This is a genomic window from Bradyrhizobium canariense (assembly GCF_018130465.1).
Lineage (GTDB): Bacteria > Pseudomonadota > Alphaproteobacteria > Rhizobiales > Xanthobacteraceae > Bradyrhizobium > Bradyrhizobium canariense_C.
In genome coordinates this window covers 766,269-785,619 of the sequence record NZ_JAFCKJ010000001.1, presented here as the reverse complement: position 1 = coordinate 785,619, position 19,351 = coordinate 766,269, and the positions used below count along the sequence as shown (strand labels likewise).

At 64.7% G+C, this 19,351-nt stretch carries 17 protein-coding genes and 1 other RNA gene; 11 read left to right on the top strand and 7 right to left on the bottom strand.

Features of this window, described 5'->3' with window-relative positions; all coding sequences use genetic code 11:
* Nucleotides 1-744: 744 nt before the first annotated feature.
* Together JQ591_RS03395 and JQ591_RS03390 are read right to left on the bottom strand one after the other, a co-directional pair.
* Complete coding sequence (locus JQ591_RS03395; protein WP_211394621.1) at nt 745-993, bottom strand: hypothetical protein; 249 nt, start codon at nt 991-993, stop codon at nt 745-747.
* Between the two features lie 164 nt (nt 994-1,157).
* A complete protein-coding gene (locus tag JQ591_RS03390; protein ID WP_211394816.1) occupies nt 1,158-1,337 on the bottom strand; it encodes a hypothetical protein in 180 nt (59 codons plus the stop codon).
* Between the two features lie 1,297 nt (nt 1,338-2,634).
* Between JQ591_RS03390 and JQ591_RS03385 the strand changes: the two genes are divergently transcribed.
* From JQ591_RS03385 to JQ591_RS03375, 3 genes are read left to right on the top strand one after another with little or no spacing between them, the layout of a single operon-like run.
* On the top strand, nt 2,635-3,096 hold the full coding sequence (locus JQ591_RS03385; protein WP_211394620.1) for a (2Fe-2S)-binding protein: 462 nt from the start codon (nt 2,635-2,637) through the stop codon (nt 3,094-3,096).
* Nucleotides 3,097-3,104: 8 nt separating this feature from the next.
* A complete protein-coding gene (locus JQ591_RS03380; protein WP_211394619.1) occupies nt 3,105-5,273 on the top strand; it encodes a xanthine dehydrogenase family protein molybdopterin-binding subunit in 2,169 nt (722 codons plus the stop codon).
* Complete coding sequence (locus tag JQ591_RS03375; protein WP_211394618.1) at nt 5,270-6,613, top strand: c-type cytochrome; 1,344 nt, start codon at nt 5,270-5,272, stop codon at nt 6,611-6,613. Before JQ591_RS03380 ends, JQ591_RS03375 begins: the two co-directional genes overlap by 4 nt.
* 169 nt (nt 6,614-6,782) lie before the next feature.
* Here the strand turns inward: JQ591_RS03375 and JQ591_RS03370 are convergent, their stop codons facing one another.
* From JQ591_RS03370 to JQ591_RS03350, 5 genes are all read right to left on the bottom strand, one after another.
* The gene (locus JQ591_RS03370) at nt 6,783-7,607 is read right to left on the bottom strand and encodes a TIGR00282 family metallophosphoesterase (RefSeq protein WP_166517682.1); all 825 of its coding nucleotides are present in this window, start codon (nt 7,605-7,607) and stop codon (nt 6,783-6,785) included.
* Complete coding sequence (locus JQ591_RS03365; RefSeq protein WP_211394617.1) at nt 7,585-8,181, bottom strand: 5-formyltetrahydrofolate cyclo-ligase; 597 nt, start codon at nt 8,179-8,181, stop codon at nt 7,585-7,587. The genes JQ591_RS03370 and JQ591_RS03365 overlap by 23 nt, the downstream gene beginning before the upstream one ends.
* A 170-nt stretch (nt 8,182-8,351) precedes the next feature.
* Nucleotides 8,352-8,511: non-coding RNA, 6S RNA (gene ssrS / locus JQ591_RS03360), on the bottom strand.
* Between the two features lie 215 nt (nt 8,512-8,726).
* A complete protein-coding gene (locus JQ591_RS03355) occupies nt 8,727-9,110 on the bottom strand; it encodes a cell division protein ZapA (RefSeq protein WP_007599950.1) in 384 nt (127 codons plus the stop codon).
* Complete coding sequence (locus tag JQ591_RS03350) at nt 9,107-9,427, bottom strand: DUF4164 domain-containing protein (protein ID WP_211394616.1); 321 nt, start codon at nt 9,425-9,427, stop codon at nt 9,107-9,109. Before JQ591_RS03350 ends, JQ591_RS03355 begins: the two co-directional genes overlap by 4 nt.
* Before the next feature lie 322 nt (nt 9,428-9,749).
* Here JQ591_RS03350 and tkt point away from each other — a divergent pair, with 322 nt between their 5' ends.
* The 8 genes from tkt to JQ591_RS03310 all read left to right on the top strand — a co-directional run bounded on the left by tkt (nt 9,750) and on the right by JQ591_RS03310 (nt 19,334).
* Complete coding sequence (tkt, locus tag JQ591_RS03345) at nt 9,750-11,735, top strand: transketolase (protein ID WP_211394615.1); 1,986 nt, start codon at nt 9,750-9,752, stop codon at nt 11,733-11,735.
* Between the two features lie 171 nt (nt 11,736-11,906).
* Nucleotides 11,907-12,914: a type I glyceraldehyde-3-phosphate dehydrogenase gene (gap, locus tag JQ591_RS03340; RefSeq protein WP_211394614.1), complete on the top strand. Its 1,008-nt coding sequence runs from the start codon at nt 11,907-11,909 to the stop codon at nt 12,912-12,914.
* A gap of 148 nt (nt 12,915-13,062) precedes the next feature.
* Nucleotides 13,063-14,259, top strand: coding sequence for a phosphoglycerate kinase (locus JQ591_RS03335; protein ID WP_211394613.1), 1,197 nt, complete (start codon nt 13,063-13,065; stop codon nt 14,257-14,259).
* Between the two features lie 67 nt (nt 14,260-14,326).
* Entirely contained in the window at nt 14,327-15,394 is a 1,068-nt protein-coding gene (gene fba / locus JQ591_RS03330; protein ID WP_211394612.1) for a class II fructose-bisphosphate aldolase, read from the top strand.
* Between the two features lie 180 nt (nt 15,395-15,574).
* Entirely contained in the window at nt 15,575-16,600 is a 1,026-nt protein-coding gene (locus JQ591_RS03325) for a class I fructose-bisphosphate aldolase (protein WP_211394611.1), read from the top strand.
* 3 nt (nt 16,601-16,603) lie between these two features.
* Nucleotides 16,604-17,293 (top strand): thiamine phosphate synthase, encoded by a 690-nt coding sequence (locus JQ591_RS03320; protein WP_211394610.1) that lies wholly within the window; start codon nt 16,604-16,606, stop codon nt 17,291-17,293.
* Nucleotides 17,294-17,301: 8 nt separating this feature from the next.
* Nucleotides 17,302-18,420, top strand: a complete 1,119-nt coding sequence (locus JQ591_RS03315) for a tetratricopeptide repeat protein (protein WP_211394609.1) — start codon at nt 17,302-17,304, stop codon at nt 18,418-18,420.
* A 128-nt stretch (nt 18,421-18,548) separates the two neighbouring features.
* Complete coding sequence (locus JQ591_RS03310) at nt 18,549-19,334, top strand: inositol monophosphatase family protein (protein ID WP_211394608.1); 786 nt, start codon at nt 18,549-18,551, stop codon at nt 19,332-19,334.
* Nucleotides 19,335-19,351: the final 17 nt, after the last annotated feature.

Genomic DNA, 19,351 nt, shown 5'->3' with positions numbered 1-19,351 from the left:
CGCCTCGTGTGCCCCGTTGCGCCGTCGGGCAAAACAGGCGTAGGATGCTATTATTCCGAAATTTCCATCCTCTCCCCTTCCCTTCTCCCCTTGTGGGAATATGCGGCTCTATGTAACTGACCGACACAAAGAGCAAACCGATATCGGTGTCCGTATAGTGCCCCTTGCGCCCGGTTCCTGATCGCGCGCGTCGTCTCGGGTGGGATCTGGCCCGGCAGATCGCGGCGCGTGGGGGCTGATGCGCTGCCCGCCTTTGCCCGGTTCTGTGGCCCTGGGCTGGCGGCGCGATGCACGGCCTTCCTGCGGCGCTGCCGCGGGCCGATGCTGTTGTTACCCCGATGGACGATTACTTCTTCTGCTCGGTCGCGGCGCCGGTGGTGGTGCCGTCGCGAGCATCCCGCCGCTCGTCGCGCCCGGTGCGCCGTTCCTGACGCCGCTCGGCGCGTCCCGTGCGGCGTTCCTGTCGTCGTTCTATGCGTCCGCTTCGCCGTTCCTGACGCCGCTCCGTGCCAGACTTCACCGCGTCTGCGGGCGGCGTCGTTGGCGTGGCAGGCGTGGTGGTGGCTTGGGCTTCCGCCTCAGACGCCGTCAGAATTGCTGACGAGGCGGCAACTCCAAATGCAGCCGCGCATCCAAGAAAAGCGAGTGCGCTGCGCCGACAGACCTGCTTGGCGTTTGAACCTTGATCCATTTCCTTGCTCCGGTTTCCTGCCACGGAGCATGTCATTATCGTTGCAAGCCGAGTTATTGATCTGGATCAACTTGGCGCGCGCTTCCGAGCCACGCTGGAATATCCACTGACGGTATCGCCACTCTCGGAACGTGAGGGATGATGGTCCCCGCAGTGACAATCAGTCCGTCGTTGAATTTGGTTCGCGCAAAATCCTTAGCCGCAGCTTCGGTCTCAAAAGTCTTGGTTAAGCGCGGATGTCGCCGTTTTGACAACGTGCCATCCTGCGGCACTTCAAAGGTGACGTACCAAGTGTGTTTCATGCCGTGATCGCCCGGTCTTGGTCGCCGGTCCTCGATGACGGGGAGCCGCCTCAGGTGCGGCTGAACAAACATAGCGTGAGCGCAAAGGATGCTGACGTTGACGCAAATCAAAGAAGCGTCCTGCGCTCCTCCGGCGCTGCCCGACCGGTTTGCCTAAAGCGGCCTTAATTAGCTGCGACCGGATTGCCCGTGTCGTGTTGCGACTTGGCCTCGGCGGCCAAGGCCAGCCTTAGCCACTCGTCGGCGAACAACAGCCACTGTGCCTTGCTGGATGGGCTGTTAGCCTTGGCCGCCTCAGCTCGACATTCCTCGTAGTTCTCGCGGTAAATCGTGCCCCCATCCATGCACGGATGTTATCCAACCGGGTGACACTGGGAAGATGCAATTTCGGCATGCCTTGTTGCAGATCAACGCTGGGCAATATGCAGTTTGTGCCATGCTGAACTTCAGCTTCGACGGGATCGTCCGGTCGTGCTGATGCCTGCCGCTCTCGCGGCGGTCGCGCGCCTTGTGCTATCGGTGCGGTGCCTGCCGTCCCGTCGCCTGCCGCCGTGGTGACAATGACGCGGTGATGGTTCGAGCCGTTGCCCGTCCTAACCTCAAGAAACTGGGAGGTTTAATCCATCGTGGGTAAACCTGTGCCGCGCGCCAGCAGTGCGCGGGTTCGATTGATCTACATCAACCTCCTGCGCAGAAAGAGCCGCAATCTCGCGAACGGGGCTTAAGGAATTCATGGAAGGGTTTCTGTCATGCTCCGCTTCATTCTCGCTTCTCTTGCCGCTTTCGTTTTGCTCATCGCCTGCTTGATCCCCGATGATGCGGAGGCCCGGCGCGGCGGAGGTGCCTATCGGGGTGGCGGCGGTTATCGCGGCAGTGCGGTCGCAGTTCGAGGACCGCGAGGCGGCGGCGCTGTTGCGGTGCGCGGCGCAGGTTACCGGGGCTACGGCTATCGGGGCGGCTATCGCGGCTATGGCTATCGGGGCTACGGTGTAGGAGCGGCAGCGGTAGGCGCGGCTGCCCTTGGCACTGCTGCGTACCGCCGCAGTTGCTACGATGCGTACGGGAACTATATTTGCGCCTATTAATCCGTAGCGACGCGATAGCGCGGCTTGGCCCTCCGTGCGCGCAAACGCTAGCGATGACCGTCCGCCAATGGCGCCCCTGCGCCATCGGAAAACGCTACTTCGGAAAGTGGGAGGATTGTACGCGGAGACAGACCCCTCACCCGGGGGAGCCTGCGTCTACCGGCGTCGCTGCCCTCTCGCACAAGGGGAGAGGGCACAATGTGCCGTTGCGATTGATCGCGTCCGGAACTGCACCGTGCTCGCCGTCGACCAACTTTCATAATCGCACGACTTTCGTCATCGCATGATTTTGCGCATTCGCACGGTCATCTGCCGCGATCAATGACCCATGTGAAGAAAATTCGTCAGAAAATGACGATTATCATATCAATTAGCCCGAAATCACTGCAGCGATCGCCGCACGAATTCGTGAACGTCATGGCGTGACGCGCTCGCTGCGCAAATATGCATTGCCAGAAATTACGACGCTTCATCATTTCGCATCGGCATGATTATTGTCGCGCGCAAATTCGCTGACTAGATCGCCGTAAGCGATCCGGCGAGCAAGGGGATGCATATGGCAACAACTCTCACCATCAATGGCGAAACCAAATCCTTCGACGCGCCACCGGACATGCCGTTGCTGTGGGTGCTGCGCGACATCCTCGGGATGACCGGCACCAAGTTCGGCTGCGGCATCGCGCAGTGCGGCGCCTGCACCGTGCACGTCGACGGCAAGGCGGTGCGCTCCTGCGTGCTGCCGGTGAGCTCCGTCGCGAACCGCGCGATCACGACGATCGAGCATGTCGGCAGCACGCCTGCGGGCGCGAAGGTGCAGAAGGCCTGGCTGGATGCGGAAGTGGTCCAGTGCGGCTATTGCCAGTCCGGCCAGATCATGGCTGCCGCCGCGCTGCTGGCGGCAACGCCCAATCCTGACGATTCCGACATCGACGCCGCGATGGCCGGCAACATCTGCCGCTGCGGCACCTATGTCCGCATCCGCGAGGCGATCAAGCACGCCGCCAACGGCCAGTCCTGAGGTTCGCCATGAATGCACAGAATAACGTTTCCCGCCGCGCGCTTCTGACCGGCGGCCTCGCGAGCGGCTTCCTGCTCGCCTTCCATCTGCCGCTGCGCGCCGCCCCCAACGAGCCGGTGCAGCCGGAGGACAAGACCGACGGCAAGTTCGCGCCGAATGCCTTCATCCGCATCGATCCTGAAGGTCTGACCACGCTGGTGATGCCGCAGGTCGAGATGGGACAGGGAATCTACACCGCGGTCTCGATGATCCTGGCGGAAGAGCTCGACGCGGACTGGTCGAAGGTCCAACTGCTGCACGCCCCCGCCAACGAGAAGCTCTACGGCAATCCCATTTTCATCATTCAGGCGACCGGAGGCTCCACGTCGGTCCGGGCGTTCTGGAAACCGCTGCGCGAAGCCGGCGCCAGCGCGCGCGCCATGCTGGTGCAGGCGGCAGCCGCGCAATGGAACGTCGATCCCAGCAGTTGCACGACCTCGAAGGGTGCGGTGACCCACAAGGCGAGCGGCCGGACGCTCGCCTACGGGGCGCTCGCGGCTGCCGCAAGCAGCCAGACGCCGCCCAAGGACGTCCCTCTCAAGGACCCCAAGGATTTCGTCTATATCGGCCAGCCGTTCAAGCGGCTCGACACACCCGACAAAGTCAACGGCAAGGCAGTCTACGGCATCGACGCCATCGTGCCGGACATGAAGTTCGCGACGCTGGCGCAGTGCCCGGTTTTCGGCGGCAAGGTCGGCAAGGTCGATGACCGTGCCGCGAAGAAGATTCCGGGCGTGCGGCAGATCGTCGTGCTCGACGATCTCGTCGCCGTCGTCGGCGACCACATGTGGGCGGCGAAGAAAGGCCTGGATGCGCTCGACATCGAGTGGAACGAGGGACCGAACGCAAAGCTCAATTCGAAAGCGATCTGGGACGATCTGCGCGCTGCCAGCGCAAAGGACGGGGTGGTCGCCAAATCCACCGGTGACATCACCAAGGGCCTCGCGAGCGGCGAAAAATTCGAGGCGTCGTTCGAACTGCCGTTTCTCGCCCACGCAACGATGGAGCCGTTGAACGCCACGGTGCATTGCAAGCCCGACTCCTGCGATATCTGGACCGGAACGCAGATCATGGCGCGCGTGCAGTCGGAGGCGGCCAAGGCCGCCGGGCTCCCGGTCGAGAAGGTGACCGTCAACCAGCACCTGCTCGGCGGCGGCTTCGGCCGCAAGCTCGAGCCGGACATGGTGGTCGCGGCCGTTCGCATCGCCAAGCAGGTCGACGGGCCGGTCAAGGTGGTGTGGACCCGCGAGGAAGACATTCAGCACGACGTCTATCGACCGGTCTATCGCGATACGATCGCAGCGACCTTGTCGGGCGGCAAGATCGCCAGTTGGAAATACAAGATTGCTGGCGCTGCGATCATCGCGCGCTGGCTGCCGCCGGCGTTCCAGAAGGGCGTCGATATCGACGCGGTCGACAGCGCCACCGACGTGCCCTACGAGATCCCGAACTTCCACGTCGAATATGTGCGGGCCGAGCCGCCGGGGATACCGACCGGGTTCTGGCGTGGGGTCGGCCCCAACAACAACGTGTTTGCCGTCGAATGCTTCATCGACGAACTGGCGCGCAAGGCGGGCAAGGATCCGGTCGAGTTTCGCCGGGGCATGCTGGCCAATCAGCCACGCTTCCTGTCGGTCCTCAATCTCGCGGCAGAGAAAGCCAATTGGGGTCAGCCGTTGCCGGCGCGCGCCGGGCGCGGCGTGTGCCTGCAGCCGTCCTTCGGGAGCTTCATCGCCACCGTCGTGGAGGCCGAGGTCGACGAGCAAGGCGAGATCAATCTGCGCCGTGCGACCTCGGTGGTGGATACCGGCATCGCCGTCAATCCAGATACGATCGTGGCTCAGGTCGAGGGCGGGCTGATCTTCGGCCTGACCGCCGCGCTCTACGGCGAGATCACCATCGACAAGGGGCGCGTCCAGCAGTCCAACTTCAATGACTACCGGATGTTGCGGATCAACCAGACGCCGAAGATCGAGGTTCACGTCGTCAAGAGCGGCGAGGCACCCGGCGGAATTGGTGAGACCGGCACGACGGCCGGACCGCCGGCACTGCGCAACGCGATTTACGCGGCAACCGGCGTGGCGCTGCGGCGCCTGCCGATCGATCGGAAACTGCTGGCTGCGGGGAAAAAGGCATGAGCGGCAAGATGCGTATCCTCACAAGTCTCATTGTGATCGCCATCGTCGCGGTGGTATCAGGCGTCTGGATCATCCGCGGGCCCGGCCCGCTCGACTTCGCCGGCGGCCCCAAGGTGGCGCTGGCGGATTATCGGGCCGGCAAACCCACGGGCGTGCCGGCGAAGCTCGAGAAGGCGAGCCTGGTCGAGCGCGGCGAATACCTCGCGAAGGCGGCCGACTGCATGGTCTGCCACACCAAGCCGGGCGAGAAGGACTATTCCGGCGGGCTCGCCTTCAAGCTGCCGTTCGGCACGCTCTATTCCACCAACATCACGCCGGACAAGGACACCGGCATCGGCAATTACAGCGACCAGGATTTCCTGGGCGCGGTCCAGCACGGCAAGCGCCGTGACGGCGCGCGGCTCTATCCGGCGATGCCGTACACGTCCTACACCTTCATGACCGACGAGGACGTGCTGGCGGTGAAGGCCTATCTGTTCAGCCTGCCGGCAGTGCGCGCGAAGGCGCCGGACAACACGCTGTCGTTCCCGTTCAACCAGCGCTGGGCGATGCTGTTCTGGTCCGCCGTGTTCAATCCGGACACGCGCTTTGCGCCCGATACCTCGAAGAGCCCGGAGTGGAACAGAGGCGCGTATCTCGCCGAAGCGCTGGCGCATTGCGGCGAATGCCATACGCCGCGCAATCTCGGTTTTGCGCTCGACAACCGCAAGAAATTTGCGGGCGCGATCACGGCCGGCTGGCGCGCCTTCAACATCTCGTCGGACAAGGCCACGGGCCTCGGCAGCTGGCGTGACGAGGACCTGATCTCCTATCTGTCGCTCGGCCATGCGCCGGGCCATGGCTCGGCCTCGGGTCCGATGGGCGAAGCCGTCGACCACAGTTTTAGCCAGTTCGCGCCCGAAGACATAAGCAGCATCGTTGCTTATTTGCGCAGCGTGCCGCCCGTGCCCTCGCCCGACCTGCCCGCGACCACGGCGCCCGTCGGGCCCGCCTCGCACAAGGACGGCGTCACGGCGGATGCACGCGGCAAGAAGGTGTTCGCCAGTGCCTGCGCCAGCTGCCACGGCTGGAGCGGCGAGAGCCCGGTCTCACCGATGGCGACATTGACCGGCACCTGGGCCGTCAACGACCCCGCCGCCACCAACGTCGCGCAGATCGTGATCTCAGGCACCAAGCGGCATACGCCGGATGGTGCGCTGTCGATGCCGGCGTTCGGCAACGCGTATAGCGACGACGAGATCGCGGCGGTGGCGAATTATGTCACCGCACGGTTCGGTGCGAAGGGCTCGAAGCTGACGGCGAAGGATGTGGCGGGGTTGCGGGAGCAGACAGCGGAGTGATGCAAGGTTCGCGCATCACCCTCCGGCGTCGTCCCGGCGAAGGCCGGGACCCATAACCACTGGCAGGAGTTTGGCGAAGACTGGTCGTTCGGGATTGCCACCGTCCGCGACCGATAGATCACGCGGTATGGGTCCCGGCCTTCGCCGGGACGACACTGAGTTTGCGGAGCTAGCTCAGCCAGAACTTCGGCGTCGTCGGCTCCAGCCTGCCGCCAGCACGCACTGGCGCGATCCGCAGCGCGAGGCCCGTCGCGTCGTCGGTCTCCACGGCCACGCCACTCAACGTCGCCGCACCCGCCGCCGGCTCGAAGCGGCCGGATGGAATGCCCGACGTGAACCTCCGCAGCGGTTCTTCCTTCTGCATGCCGATGATGGAGTCGTAGTCGCCGGTCATGCCGGCATCGGTCATGTAGGCGGTGCCGCCCGACAGGATCTGGTGGTCGGCGGTCGGCACATGGGTGTGGGTGCCGACGACGAGGCTGGCGCGGCCGTCGCAGAAGAAGCCGATGCCCTGCTTCTCGCTGGTCGCCTCGCAATGGAAATCGACGACGATGGCGTCCGCGGCTATGCCCAGCGGGCAGGCGCCGAGCTCGCGCTCCAGCGCTGCAAAGGGATCGTCGAACGGGGTCATGAAGACGCGGCCGAGCGCGTTGACGACGAGCGCGTGCTTGCCGTTCTTGGTCTCGACCAACGCGGCGCCGCGGCCGGGCGTCCCGCGCGGATAGTTCGCCGGCCGCACCAGGCGCTCCGCGCGCTCGATGAACACCAGTGCTTCGCGCTGGTCCCAGGAGTGATTGCCCAGCGTCACCGCGTCGGCGCCGGCGTCGAGAAACTCCTGATAGATCGCTTCCGTGATGCCGAAGCCGCCGGCGGAATTCTCGCCGTTGACGACGACGAAATCAAGCGACCAGTCCTTGACCATGCCGGGCAGATATTCGGCGATGGCGTTGCGCCCGGCACGGCCGACGACATCACCCACGAATAGAATGCGCAACTTCAGAACTCCGGAAATCGAATATGTCCGATTCCGTTAGCACATAATCCAGCGCCACGTCGTGGGCTAGTGCCGGAACCGCCTTGATCTCCTGCGCTGCAAAAGCGAGCCCGATGCCGACGATGTTCTTGCCTTTTCGCAAATGCGCGAAGGTGTGGTCGTAGTGCCCCGCGCCATAGCCGATGCGATGGCCGAGACGATCGAAGGCCGCGAGCGGCGTCAGCATGATGTCCGGAATGACTTCAGCGGCCCCAGGAGACGGCTCGGGAATGCCGAGCGGGCCCATCATTAGCCGGTCGTTCGGATGGAAGATGCGGAAGATCAGCGACTGGCCGCGCGCGGTGACGCAAGGCAGCGCGAGCCTGGCGCCCTCCTCGGCGAGCTTCTTCATCAGCGGCATCGGATCGATCTCGCTGCGGATCGGCGAATAGCCTGATACGATGCTGCCAGGGAGGAGCTGGAACGGCAGCCCGCGCTTGGCGAGCTTGGCGGCGGCGGCGGTGCGTTTCTTTTCGCTCAGCGCATCGCGCGCCGCGAGGGCTTTGGCACGGAGTTCGGCTTTGGAGTTGGTCATGCGCTGGGTCCCGCGGTCATCACCCGCGAAGGCGGGTGATCCAGTATTCCAGAGGCGGTGGTGATTCACACAAAGGCCGCGGCGTACTGGATGCCCCGGTCAAGCCGGGGCATGACACCTGTTGAATTGGCCGCAGTCGTTTCAACAGGCACAAACCAAGCAGACAAAAGTGCGAAGCCGCGAACGCCGTTGAAGCACTCGATCCCGGAGTTCCCTACGAAAGTAGGTGGGCACCATATGTCCGGGCCCACGGGCCCGGCCAGGGACAGTTCCCTAAAGGATCGATAAGGCCCCGGGGATAATGGCTCCTGACGCGCGTCGCAGCCTCGCTTGGGCAATGTAACAACGATGCTGACGAATCGCCATAGCGATCCCACGCGGCCGCCCGGATGTGGCGAAAATTCCGGGCCTGCATGGTTCGAGACGCCCGCCTGGGCGGGCTCCTCACCATGAGGGTTTGAGATTTTACCGCGAAACAAGACCTCATCCTGAGGAGCCCGCCAAAAGTGGGCGTCTCGAAGGATGGGCCACAAGGAAACCGTCCTTCAGCCGATAGCGATCCCGTTGCCGACGGTCCGGTTCAGGACCTGGGTCGACTTCTCGATGCGTTCGGCGGCCGAGTTCAGCGCATTCACCACTGCGGTCTGGGTCAACCGGGCGCGCTCGACGGCGGCGTTGCGGAAATCCCGCAGTTCGGTCAGCTCCTGCTCCATGGTCCGGATGCGGTTGCCGGCGTCGACCAGCTCGTCGCAGACGGTCAGCGCCGCCATCACGGTGAGCCTGGCATCACCGATCTCGCCGAATTTTCCGCGCAGCGACTGGATTCGCGTCTCCAGGCTTTCGGCGAGCTTGAGCAGCCGCACCTCCTGGCCCTCCTCGCAGGCCATGCGGTATTGCCGGCCGTTGATGGTGACGTTGATGTGGCTCATCCGTCCTCTCCGGTATCGAGCACCGAGCGTATCGTGACGATCGCGGAATCCAGCCGATCGGAGATCTCGCGGCTGGAGCGCTCGAGCTTGCGCGCCTTCACCAGTGCGCCATCGAGCTCGTCGGCAAGCCGCGAGCGGTCCGCGCCCAGCGCCTGGATCCGCGCCGCAAGCTCGTTCTCGTCGCGATCGGCGTCGCGTCGCCGCTCCACCGCGCTTTCGAGCGAGTCGAGCGCCGCCATGAGCCTGCGGGTCGCGATCTCGATCTCGACGGCAGAGGACTCCGTCATGGCAGAGCTGTTGGAAAGGCGATCGTTCATGCAGTCAGCGGCGGAACCTGTGGCCTTGCCCGTGGTCTTGCCCGTGGGCTTTTCCTTGGGCTTTTCCTGGAGCTTGCCGTCCGGCAAAAGACTCGGTTCGGCAAGCGGTTAGAAGCAGAAATTTACGTGGCAAGCTAGGGAAGCGCAACGCCACCGCGAAACTATGCACTGCTAAGCAACTTTTACGGCCAAATCGGCGTTTGATTGCCTTGGCCTGCTGGAACCGAGATGCTATCCCAGCCGCGACCCCAGCGGCCGAAAGGCTCCTTCCGGCGCGGCTAAATACAGCCACAAGCGCCTCATTTCAGACGGATTTTCAGACATGACGCAGGTCGATCACAACCGTATGGCCAATGCGATCCGCGGCCTTGCCATGGACGGCGTCGAGAAGGCGAAATCGGGTCATCCGGGCCTGCCGATGGGCGCCGCCGACATGGCGACCGTGCTGTTCACGCAATTCCTGAAATTCGACGTCACCGCGCTGGACTGGCCGGACCGGGACCGCTTCGTGCTCTCGGCCGGGCACGGCTCAATGCTGCTCTATTCGCTGCTGTATCTGATCGGCAGCCCCGAGATGACGATCGACCAGCTCAAGAACTTCCGCCAGCTGGGATCGCTGACGCCGGGACATCCCGAACACGGCCACACCAAGGGGATCGAGACCACCACGGGCCCGCTCGGCCAGGGCATCTCGACCGCGGTCGGCATGGCGCTCGCTGAAAAGATGCTCGCCGCAGAATTCGGCAAGAAGATCGTCGATCACCACACCTATGTGATCGCCTCCGACGGCGACCTGATGGAAGGCATCTCGCAGGAAGCGATCGCGATGGCCGGGCACTGGAAGCTCAACAAGCTGATCGTGCTCTACGACGACAACGGCATCTCGATCGACGGCCCGACCTCGCTCTCGGATTCGGTCGACCAGGTGAAGCGCTTCAAGGCGTGCGGGTGGGCCGCCGAGAAGATCGACGGCCAGGACCAGGGCGCGATCGCAGCCGCGCTTACCCGCGCGAAGAAGTCGAACAAGCCGACGCTGATCGCCTGCCGCACCACCATCGGCTACGGCGCGCCGCATAAGGCCGGCACGAACAAGGTGCACGGCGAGGCGCTCGGCGCGGACGAACTCAAGGCGGCCAAGGAAAACCTGGGCATCTCACTCGAGCCGTTCTCGGTGCCCGACGACGTGCTGAAGGCGTGGCGCGCGGCAGGCAGCCGCGGCGCGGCAACCCGGCAGGAATGGGAAGGCAGGCTCGGAGAGCTCGGCAGCCGCAAGCGCGCCGAGTTCGAACGCCGGCTGCGCCATGAGCGTCCGGCCGCGCTCGCCAAGGCAGTGCGCGCCTACAAGAAGGAGCTGCTGGAAAAGCCGATGACCGCGGCCACCCGCAAATCCTCCGAAGCCGTGATCGAAGTCATTGCCGGCGCAATGCCGATGGAGTTCCTGGCCGGCTCGGCCGACCTCACCGGCTCCAACAACAACAAGGCGAAGTCGGCAACCGCCTTCTCCGCCAAGACGCCGAAGGGCCGCTTCATCCATTACGGCATCCGCGAGCACGGCATGTGCGCGGCGATGAACGGCATCTTCCTGCACGGCGGTTTTGCGCCGAACGGCGCGACCTTCCTGGTGTTCACCGACTACGCGCGGCCCGCAATGCGCCTTGCCGCGTTGATGGGCGCCGGCGTCGTCTACGTGATGACGCACGACTCCATCGGCCTCGGCGAAGACGGCCCGACCCATCAGCCGGTCGAGCATCTCGCCGCGCTTCGCGCCATTCCGAACATGCGCGTGTTCCGCCCCTGCGATTCCATTGAGGTCGCCGAATGCTGGGAGCTCGCGCTGAACCGCATCGACGGCCCGACCGTGCTGGCGCTGACGCGGCAGAACCTGCCGCAGCTTCGCACGACGGCGCCGAACGAGAGCCCCTGCCGGTACGGGGCTTACGAACTGGTGGCCGCGCAGGGTGAAGCCAAGGCGACGCTTTTCGCCTCGGGCTCGGAGGTCGAGATGGCCGTGGCCGCCCAGAAGCAGCTCGCCGAGCGCGGCATTCCGACACGGGTGGTCTCCGTGCCATCGCTCGAGCTCTTGCTAGCGCAACCAAAGGAGCGCCGCGACGAGATCATCGGGAACGCACCGATCAAGGTCGCGATCGAGGCCGCGGTGCGCTGGGGCTGGGACGCCGTGATCGGCCAGGATGGCGAATTTATCGGCATGCACTCGTTCGGTGCCAGCGCCCCTCTCAACAAGATATTCCAGCATTTCGGGATTACCGCCGAGGCTGCGGTGAACGCCGTGCTGAAGCGCGTTTCCTGAGAGTTGAGCTTGCCAAAAAAAAGGACTACGTAACTCCTCATATGATCAAGCACCGCCCGGCTGAACCGGGCGTCCGCCCTAAAAAAACCCTCGCAGGCGCGCTAAGCGCGTTGTGCGGGATGATTGGCGTTATCGAACACCCGTCATTGAACGGTCATAAGGAGACGAAACATGGCAGTCCGCGTCGGAATTAACGGTTTTGGCCGCATTGGCCGTAACATCCTGCGGGCTATCGCTGAGTCCGGCCGCAAGGACATCGAGGTCGTCGGGATCAATGACCTCGGCCCGGTCGAGACCAACGCCCATCTGCTTCGCTTCGACAGCGTCCATGGCCGTTTCCCCGGCACCGTGACCGTCGATGGTGACTCGATCAGCCTCGGCGGCAGCAAGATCAAGGTGACCGCCGAGCGCGATCCTTCGAAGCTGCCCTGGAAGGATCTCGGCGTCGACATCGCGATGGAATGCACCGGCATCTTCACCTCGAAGGACAAGGCCTCCGCGCATCTCACCGCCGGCGCCAAGCGCGTGCTGGTCTCCGCGCCCGCCGACGGCGCCGACGCCACCATCGTCTACGGCGTCAACCACGACACGCTGACCAGGGAACATCTGGTCGTCTCCAACGGCTCCTGCACCACCAACTGTCTCGCGCCGATCGCCAAGGTGCTGAACGACCTCGTCGGCATCGAGACCGGCTTCATGACCACGATCCACGCCTACACCGGCGACCAGCCGACACTCGATACGATGCACAAGGATCTGTATCGCGGCCGTGCGGCTGCGATGTCGATGATCCCGACCTCGACCGGCGCCGCCAAGGCGATCGGCCTCGTGCTGCCGGAACTGAAGGGCAAGCTCGACGGCGTCGCGATCCGCGTGCCGACCCCGAACGTCTCGGTCGTCGACCTCAAGATCGTCGCCAAGCGCGCCACCGACGTCAAGGAAATCAACGCGGCGATGAAGCGCGCCTCCGAGCAGCAGCTCAAGGGCATCCTCGGCTACACCAGCGCGCCGAACGTCTCGATCGACTTCAACCACGACCCGCACTCCTCGACGTTCCACGAGGACCAGACCAAGGTGCAGAACGGCACGCTGGTGCGCGTGATGTCCTGGTACGACAACGAGTGGGGCTTCTCGAACCGCATGGCGGACACCGCCGTTGCGTTCGCGAAGGTGATCTAACAACGCTCTCGTGTCCCGGACGCGATGCAGCGTGAAACGCTGCGTCGCAGAGCCGGGACCCATTTAACCGCGGGACTCGCCGCAACGTGGGTCCCGGTTCTGCACAGCGGCACTACGCGCCGCGGTGCGCCCGGGACAAGGGCCTCCAATGACGAAATCATTCCGCACCCTCGACGACGTCGACGTGAAGGGCAAGCGCGTGCTGCTGCGCGTCGATCTCAACGTGCCCATGGACAACGGGCGCGTCAGCGACGCGACCCGGCTCGAGCGCGTCGCGCCGACCATCACCGAAATCTCGGACAAGGGCGGCAAGGTCATCCTGCTCGCGCATTTCGGCCGGCCGAAAGGGCGCGATGCCAAGGACTCGCTCAAGCCGGTTGCCGAGGCGCTCGCGAAGGTCCTGAAGAAGCCCGTCGCCTTCGCCGACGACTGCATCGGCGAGCCCGCCGCCACGGCCGTTGCCGGCTTGAAGGACGGCGACATTCTCTGTCTCGAAAATACCCGCTTCCACAAAGAGGAAGAGAAGAACGATCCGGCCTTTGTCGCGGAGCTCGCAAAACTCGGCGACATCTGGGTCAACGACGCGTTCTCGGCCGCGCACCGCGCCCACGCCTCGACCGAAGGCCTCGGCCACAAGCTGCCGGCCTATGCCGGCCGCACCATGCAGGCCGAGCTGGTCGCGCTGGAGAAGGCGCTGGGCTCACCGACCAAGCCCGTCATCGCGATCATCGGCGGCGCAAAGGTCTCGACCAAGATCGACCTGCTCGAAAACCTCGTGACCAAGGTCGACGCGCTGGTGATCGGCGGCGGCATGGCCAACACCTTCCTGCACGCCCAGGGCGTCGGTATCGGCAAGTCGCTGGCCGAGAAGGATCTCGCCGCGACTGCGCTGCGCATCATGGAGAAGGCGGAAGCCGCCAACTGCGCCATCATCCTGCCGGTCGACGCCACCGTCGCCTATCATTTCGCGGCCAACGCGCCTTCGCACGCCTATGGCCTCGACGCGATCCCGGCCGACGGCATGATCCTCGACGTCGGTCCGCAGTCGATCGCGCGTGTCCATGCCGCCATCGACGATGCGGCGACGCTGGTCTGGAACGGACCGCTCGGTGCCTTCGAGATGCAGCCCTTCGACCGCGGCACGATGTCCGCCGCCAAGCATGCCGCCGAGCGCACCAAGGCCAAGAAGCTGATCTCGATCGCGGGCGGCGGCGACACCGTCGCGGCCCTCAACCAGGCCCATGTGGCCGGTCAGTTCACCTATGTCTCGACCGCCGGTGGCGCATTTCTTGAATGGATGGAAGGCAAACCCCTGCCCGGCGTCGAAGTTCTGCGCACCAAGTAATCAGTCGGCAAGTAGTTAGCGGCCGTCAAGCAGAGGCCTTGCAGGCCCAAACGGGAGAAAAAGACACATGGCTCGGATCACGTTGCGTCAATTGCTCGACCATGCGGCGGAGAACGATTACGGCGTACCGGCCTTCAACATCAACAACATGGAGCAGGCGCTGGCGATCATGGACGCGGCCAACCAGGTCGACGCGCCGGTCATCATCCAGGCCTCGCGCGGTGCGCGCTCCTACGCCAACGACATCATGCTCAAGCACATGATGGACGCGGTGACCGAGATCTACCCGCACATCCCGGTCTGCGTGCATCTCGACCACGGTAATGAAGCGGCGACCTGCATGACCGCGATCCAGGCCGGCTTCACCTCGGTCATGATGGACGGCTCGCTCAAGGCTGACGGCAAGACCCCCGGCGACTGGAGCTACAATGTCGGCGTCACCAAGACCGTGACCGACATGGCCCATCTCGGCGGCATCTCGGTCGAGGGCGAGCTCGGCGTGCTCGGCTCGCTCGAGACCGGCATGGGCGACAAGGAAGACGGCCACGGCGCCGAGGGCAAGCTCAGCCACGACCAGCTCCTGACCAATCCGGATGAAGCCGTGAAGTTCGTCCAGGAGACCCAGGTCGACGCGCTCGCGATCGCGATGGGGACTTCGCACGGCGCCTACAAATTCACCCGCAAGCCCGACGGCGACATCCTCGCCATGAACGTGATCGAGGAGATCCACCGCAAGCTGCCGAACATGCATCTCGTCATGCACGGCTCCTCGTCGGTGCCGCAGGACCTCCAGGACATCATCAACACCTATGGCGGCAAGATGAAGCCGACCTGGGGCGTGCCGGTGGCCGAGATCCAGCGCGGCATCAAGAACGGCGTGCGCAAGATCAACATCGACACCGACAACCGCATGGCGATGACCGGCCAGATCCGGAAAGTGCTCAAGGACAATCCGGAAGAGTTCGACCCGCGCAAGTACCTGAAGCCCGCGATGGAAGCGATGACCAAGCTGTGCAAGCAGCGGCTCCAGGAATTCAATACCGCCGGGCAAGCCTCCAAGATCAAGAAGGTGCTGACGACGGCCGAGATGGCCAAGCGCTACGCCAAGGGCGAGCTCGCCCCGAAGGTGGCGTAAGCCTGCCCCCACTTTCTCGGTCATTCCGGGGCGCCGCAAAGCGGCGAGCCCGGGATGACGCCCTTGTGCCAGCGCCAAAGCCCTCCCCCCTTGACCCTGCGACGAACGTTAACTCGGCATTTGCCCGGGAACGGTCTATTTTCACCCGCAAGGGCAGAATCGTTTTGGGAGGACATCTCGATGAATCTGACTGAGCTCAACAGGATCGCGACCGCTCTGGTCGCGCCCGGCAAGGGCATCCTTGCCGCCGACGAATCCTCCGGTACCATCAAGAAGCGTTTCGACGCGATCGGCGTGGAATCGACCGAAGAGAGCCGCCGCGCCTATCGCGAGATGCTGTTCCGCTCGAAGGAAGCCATGAGCCAGTACATCTCCGGCGTCATCCTCTATGACGAGACGATCTGGCAGGATGCGAAGGACGGCACGCCCCTGGTCAAGCTGATCGAGAGCAGCGGCGCCATTCCCGGCATCAAGGTCGACGAGGGCACGCAAGGCCTGCCGATGTGTCCGGGCGAGCTCGTCACCGTCGGGCTCGACAAGCTCGCCGAGCGCTTGAAGAGATACTACGAGCGCGGCGCGCGCTTCGCCAAATGGCGCGCGGTGATCGACATCGGCAGTGGTATCCCCTCGATGACCGCGATCAGCGTCAACGCCCACGCGCTGGCACGCTATGCGGCGCTGTGCCAGGCCGCGCAGATCGTGCCGATCGTCGAGCCCGAAGTGTTGATGGACGGCGATCACGACATCGATCGCTGCTATGAGGTGACGAGCCGTGTGCTCAACAAGACGTTTCAGGAATTGCGCGTGCAGCGCGTCGCGCTCGAGGGCATGGTGCTGAAGCCGAACATGGCAGTCTCCGGCAAGACATGCGCGAAGCAGGCTTCCGTCGAGGAGGTCGCGGAGACGACGATACGGCTGCTCAAGGCTTGCGTGCCCGCGGCGGTGCCCGGCATCGCCTTCCTCTCCGGCGGCCAGTCGGATGAAGAGGCAACCGCGCATCTCAACGCCATGCACAAGCTCGGCCCGCTGCCCTGGGGCCTGACCTTCTCCTACGGTCGCGCACTCCAGGCCGCACCGCAGAAGGCCTGGTCGGGCAAGGCCGAGAACGTCGCGGCCGGACAAGACGCATTCAGTCACCGCGCGCGCATGAATGGCCTCGCCTCCAAGGGCGAATGGCAAAGCAGCCTGGAAAAGAAGGCGGCCTAGATCTTGTCGAACAAATCTCCTCCGCCGCGCCCGGCGCCGCGTCTCTATCTCGCGACGCCCGTTGTCGATGATCCCGCTTCGCTTCTGGCAGAGCTGCCGGGCCTGCTTGCCGCTGCCGACGTCGCGGCCGTGCTGCTGCGGCTGAAGGAGACCGACCAGCGCACCATGATCACGCGTATCAAGGCCTTCGCGCCGCCGGTGCAGAGAGCAGGCGCCGCGCTGCTCGTCGAGGGCCATGCTGAGCTCGTCGCACGTGGCGGCGCCGATGGCGCGCACCTGCCCGGCATCGCCGCGCTGAAAGAAGCCCTGCCATCGCTCAAGCCCGATCGCATCGCCGGCGTCGGCGGACTGACGACGCGACACCATTCCATGGATGCGGGCGAGATCGGCGCGGACTATGTGCTGTTCGGCGAGCCTGATGCGAAGGGACAGCGGCCGTCATCGCAGGCGATCGCCGAGCGGCTTGACTGGTGGGCCGAGCTGTTCGAGCCGCCCTGCGTCGGCTTTGCGACCTCGCTGGAAGAGGCCCACGACTTCGCGGCCAGCGGCGCCGATTTCGTGCTGGTCGGCGAGTTCATCTGGGCCGATCCGCGCGGGCCGAAGGCTGCATTGATCGAGGCCGACGCTGCGATCAAGAAGGCCTTTGCGGCTGCGTCTGTGGACCAGAATCCCGCGGACAGCGAGCACGGCTAGCGCCCGACATGAAGCTCCCGCGCATCACGATCCTGGCCACGCTGCTGCTGACGGCGCCCGCGGTCGCGCAGCTCCAGATCACGCCGCCGGCTGCAATGCCGAGCCCGTCGGCCGAGAAGCAGAAGCCGAAGCCGGCCCCGGTCACCAAGAAGAAGGAGGCCGCGCCGGCACCCAAACCTTCAGCGTCCCCCAAACCTTCAACCTCCCCAAAGCCTTCAGCCTCCCCCAAGCCTTCAGCTTCCCCAAAGCCTGCCCCGGCCGCGACCGTGATCCCGGCGCCGCCGACCGACAATCCCAACGTCGATCTGGTGTTCGGCGCCTATCAGCGCGGCCAGTACAAGACCGCCTTCGATCTCGCCACCGCCCGTGCCGAGACCGGCGATGCCAAGGCGATGACCATGCTGGGTGAGCTCTATTCCAACGCCATGGGCATCCGGCGCGACTACGCCAAGGCGCTGCAATGGTACAAGCGCGCTTCCGACGCCGGCGATCGCGAGGCGATGTTCGCGCTCGCCATGCTCAGGATTTCCGGCCGCGGCGGCCCGGTCGACAAAAACGAAGCCGTGAAGCTGATGGCGTCCGCCGCCAAGCTCGGCGAGCCCAAGGCGGCCTATAACCTCGCGCTGCTCTATCTCGACGGCCAGACCCTGCCGCAGGACGTCAAGCGCTCCGCCGAGCTGCTGCGCCAGGCGGCTGACGCCGGCCTGCCCGAGGCGCAATACGCGCTTGCGACCTTCTACAAGGAAGGCACTGGCGTGCCGAAGGACCCGGAACGGGCGGTGCGTCTGCTCCAGGCCGCTACGCTGACCGACAATGTCGATGCGGAGGTGGAATACGCCATCGCGCTGTTCAACGGCACCGGCACGCCGAAGAACCAGCCGGCGGCCGTAGCCCTGCTCCGCAAGGCGTCCCGCCAGGGCAGCGCGATCGCGCAGAACCGGCTGGCCTGGGTGCTGATCAACGGCATGGGCACGGCCATGGACAAGGTCGAGGGCTTTAAATGGCATCTGGTGGCCAAGACCGCCGGCAAAGGCGATCCGGAGCTGGACAAGCAGTTCTCCGACCTCCCCCCCGACGACCGCTCCAAGGCCGAGGCCGCCGCCAGGAAATGGCTCGGGACCAAATGACTTGACGCCAAATGACTTGAAGCCAAATGACTTGAAGCAATGACTTGACGTTGGGCCCCTCGCAGGGCACCCAATCCCTCAAACAGGCGCGATTTCGGCGCCATTTCCCCCGATCAAGACCAGAGCTCATGCTGTATTCCGCAACTATCAACGTCATGGTCAAGGCCGCGCGCCGCGCCGGCCGCAGCCTCAAGCGCGATCTCGGCGAGATCGAGCATTTGCAAGTCTCGCTGAAGGGGCCGGCGAACTTCGTCTCGCTCGCCGACAAGCGCGCCGAGGAGATTCTCTACCAGGATCTCGCCAAGGCGCGGCCCGGCTACGGCTTCATCGGCGAGGAAGGCGGCACGCGCGAGGGCGGCGACAAGAGTCACACCTGGATCGTCGATCCGCTCGACGGCACCACCAACTTCCTGCACGGCATCCCGCAATTCGCGATCTCGATCGGGCTGTCGCGCGAAGGCACCATCATCGCGGGCGTGATCTACAACCCCGCCAATGACGAGCTCTACATCGCCGAGCGCGGCAAGGGCGCCTTCCTCAACGACCAGCGCCTGCGCGTGGCCGGCCGCCGCCAGCTCAACGAATGCGTGGTGGCCTGCGGCCTGCCCCATATCGGCCGCGGCGACCACGAGGAATTCCGCCGCGAGATGACCGCGATCCAGGACCGCGTCGCGGGCTTGCGCCGCTTCGGCGCCGCCTCCCTCGACCTCGCCTTCGTCGCCGCCGGCCGCCTCGACGGCTACTGGGAACGCAATCTGCAGTCCTGGGACGTCGCCGCCGGCATAATCATGGTGCGCGAAGCGGGTGGGACGGTGACCGACATCGACACGCCGGGCGACGCGCTGGTCACCGGGCATGTCGTGTGCGGAAATGAGTTCGTGCACGGGGAATTGGTGAAGACTTTGCGGAAGTAGGCGTAGTAGCACAACGG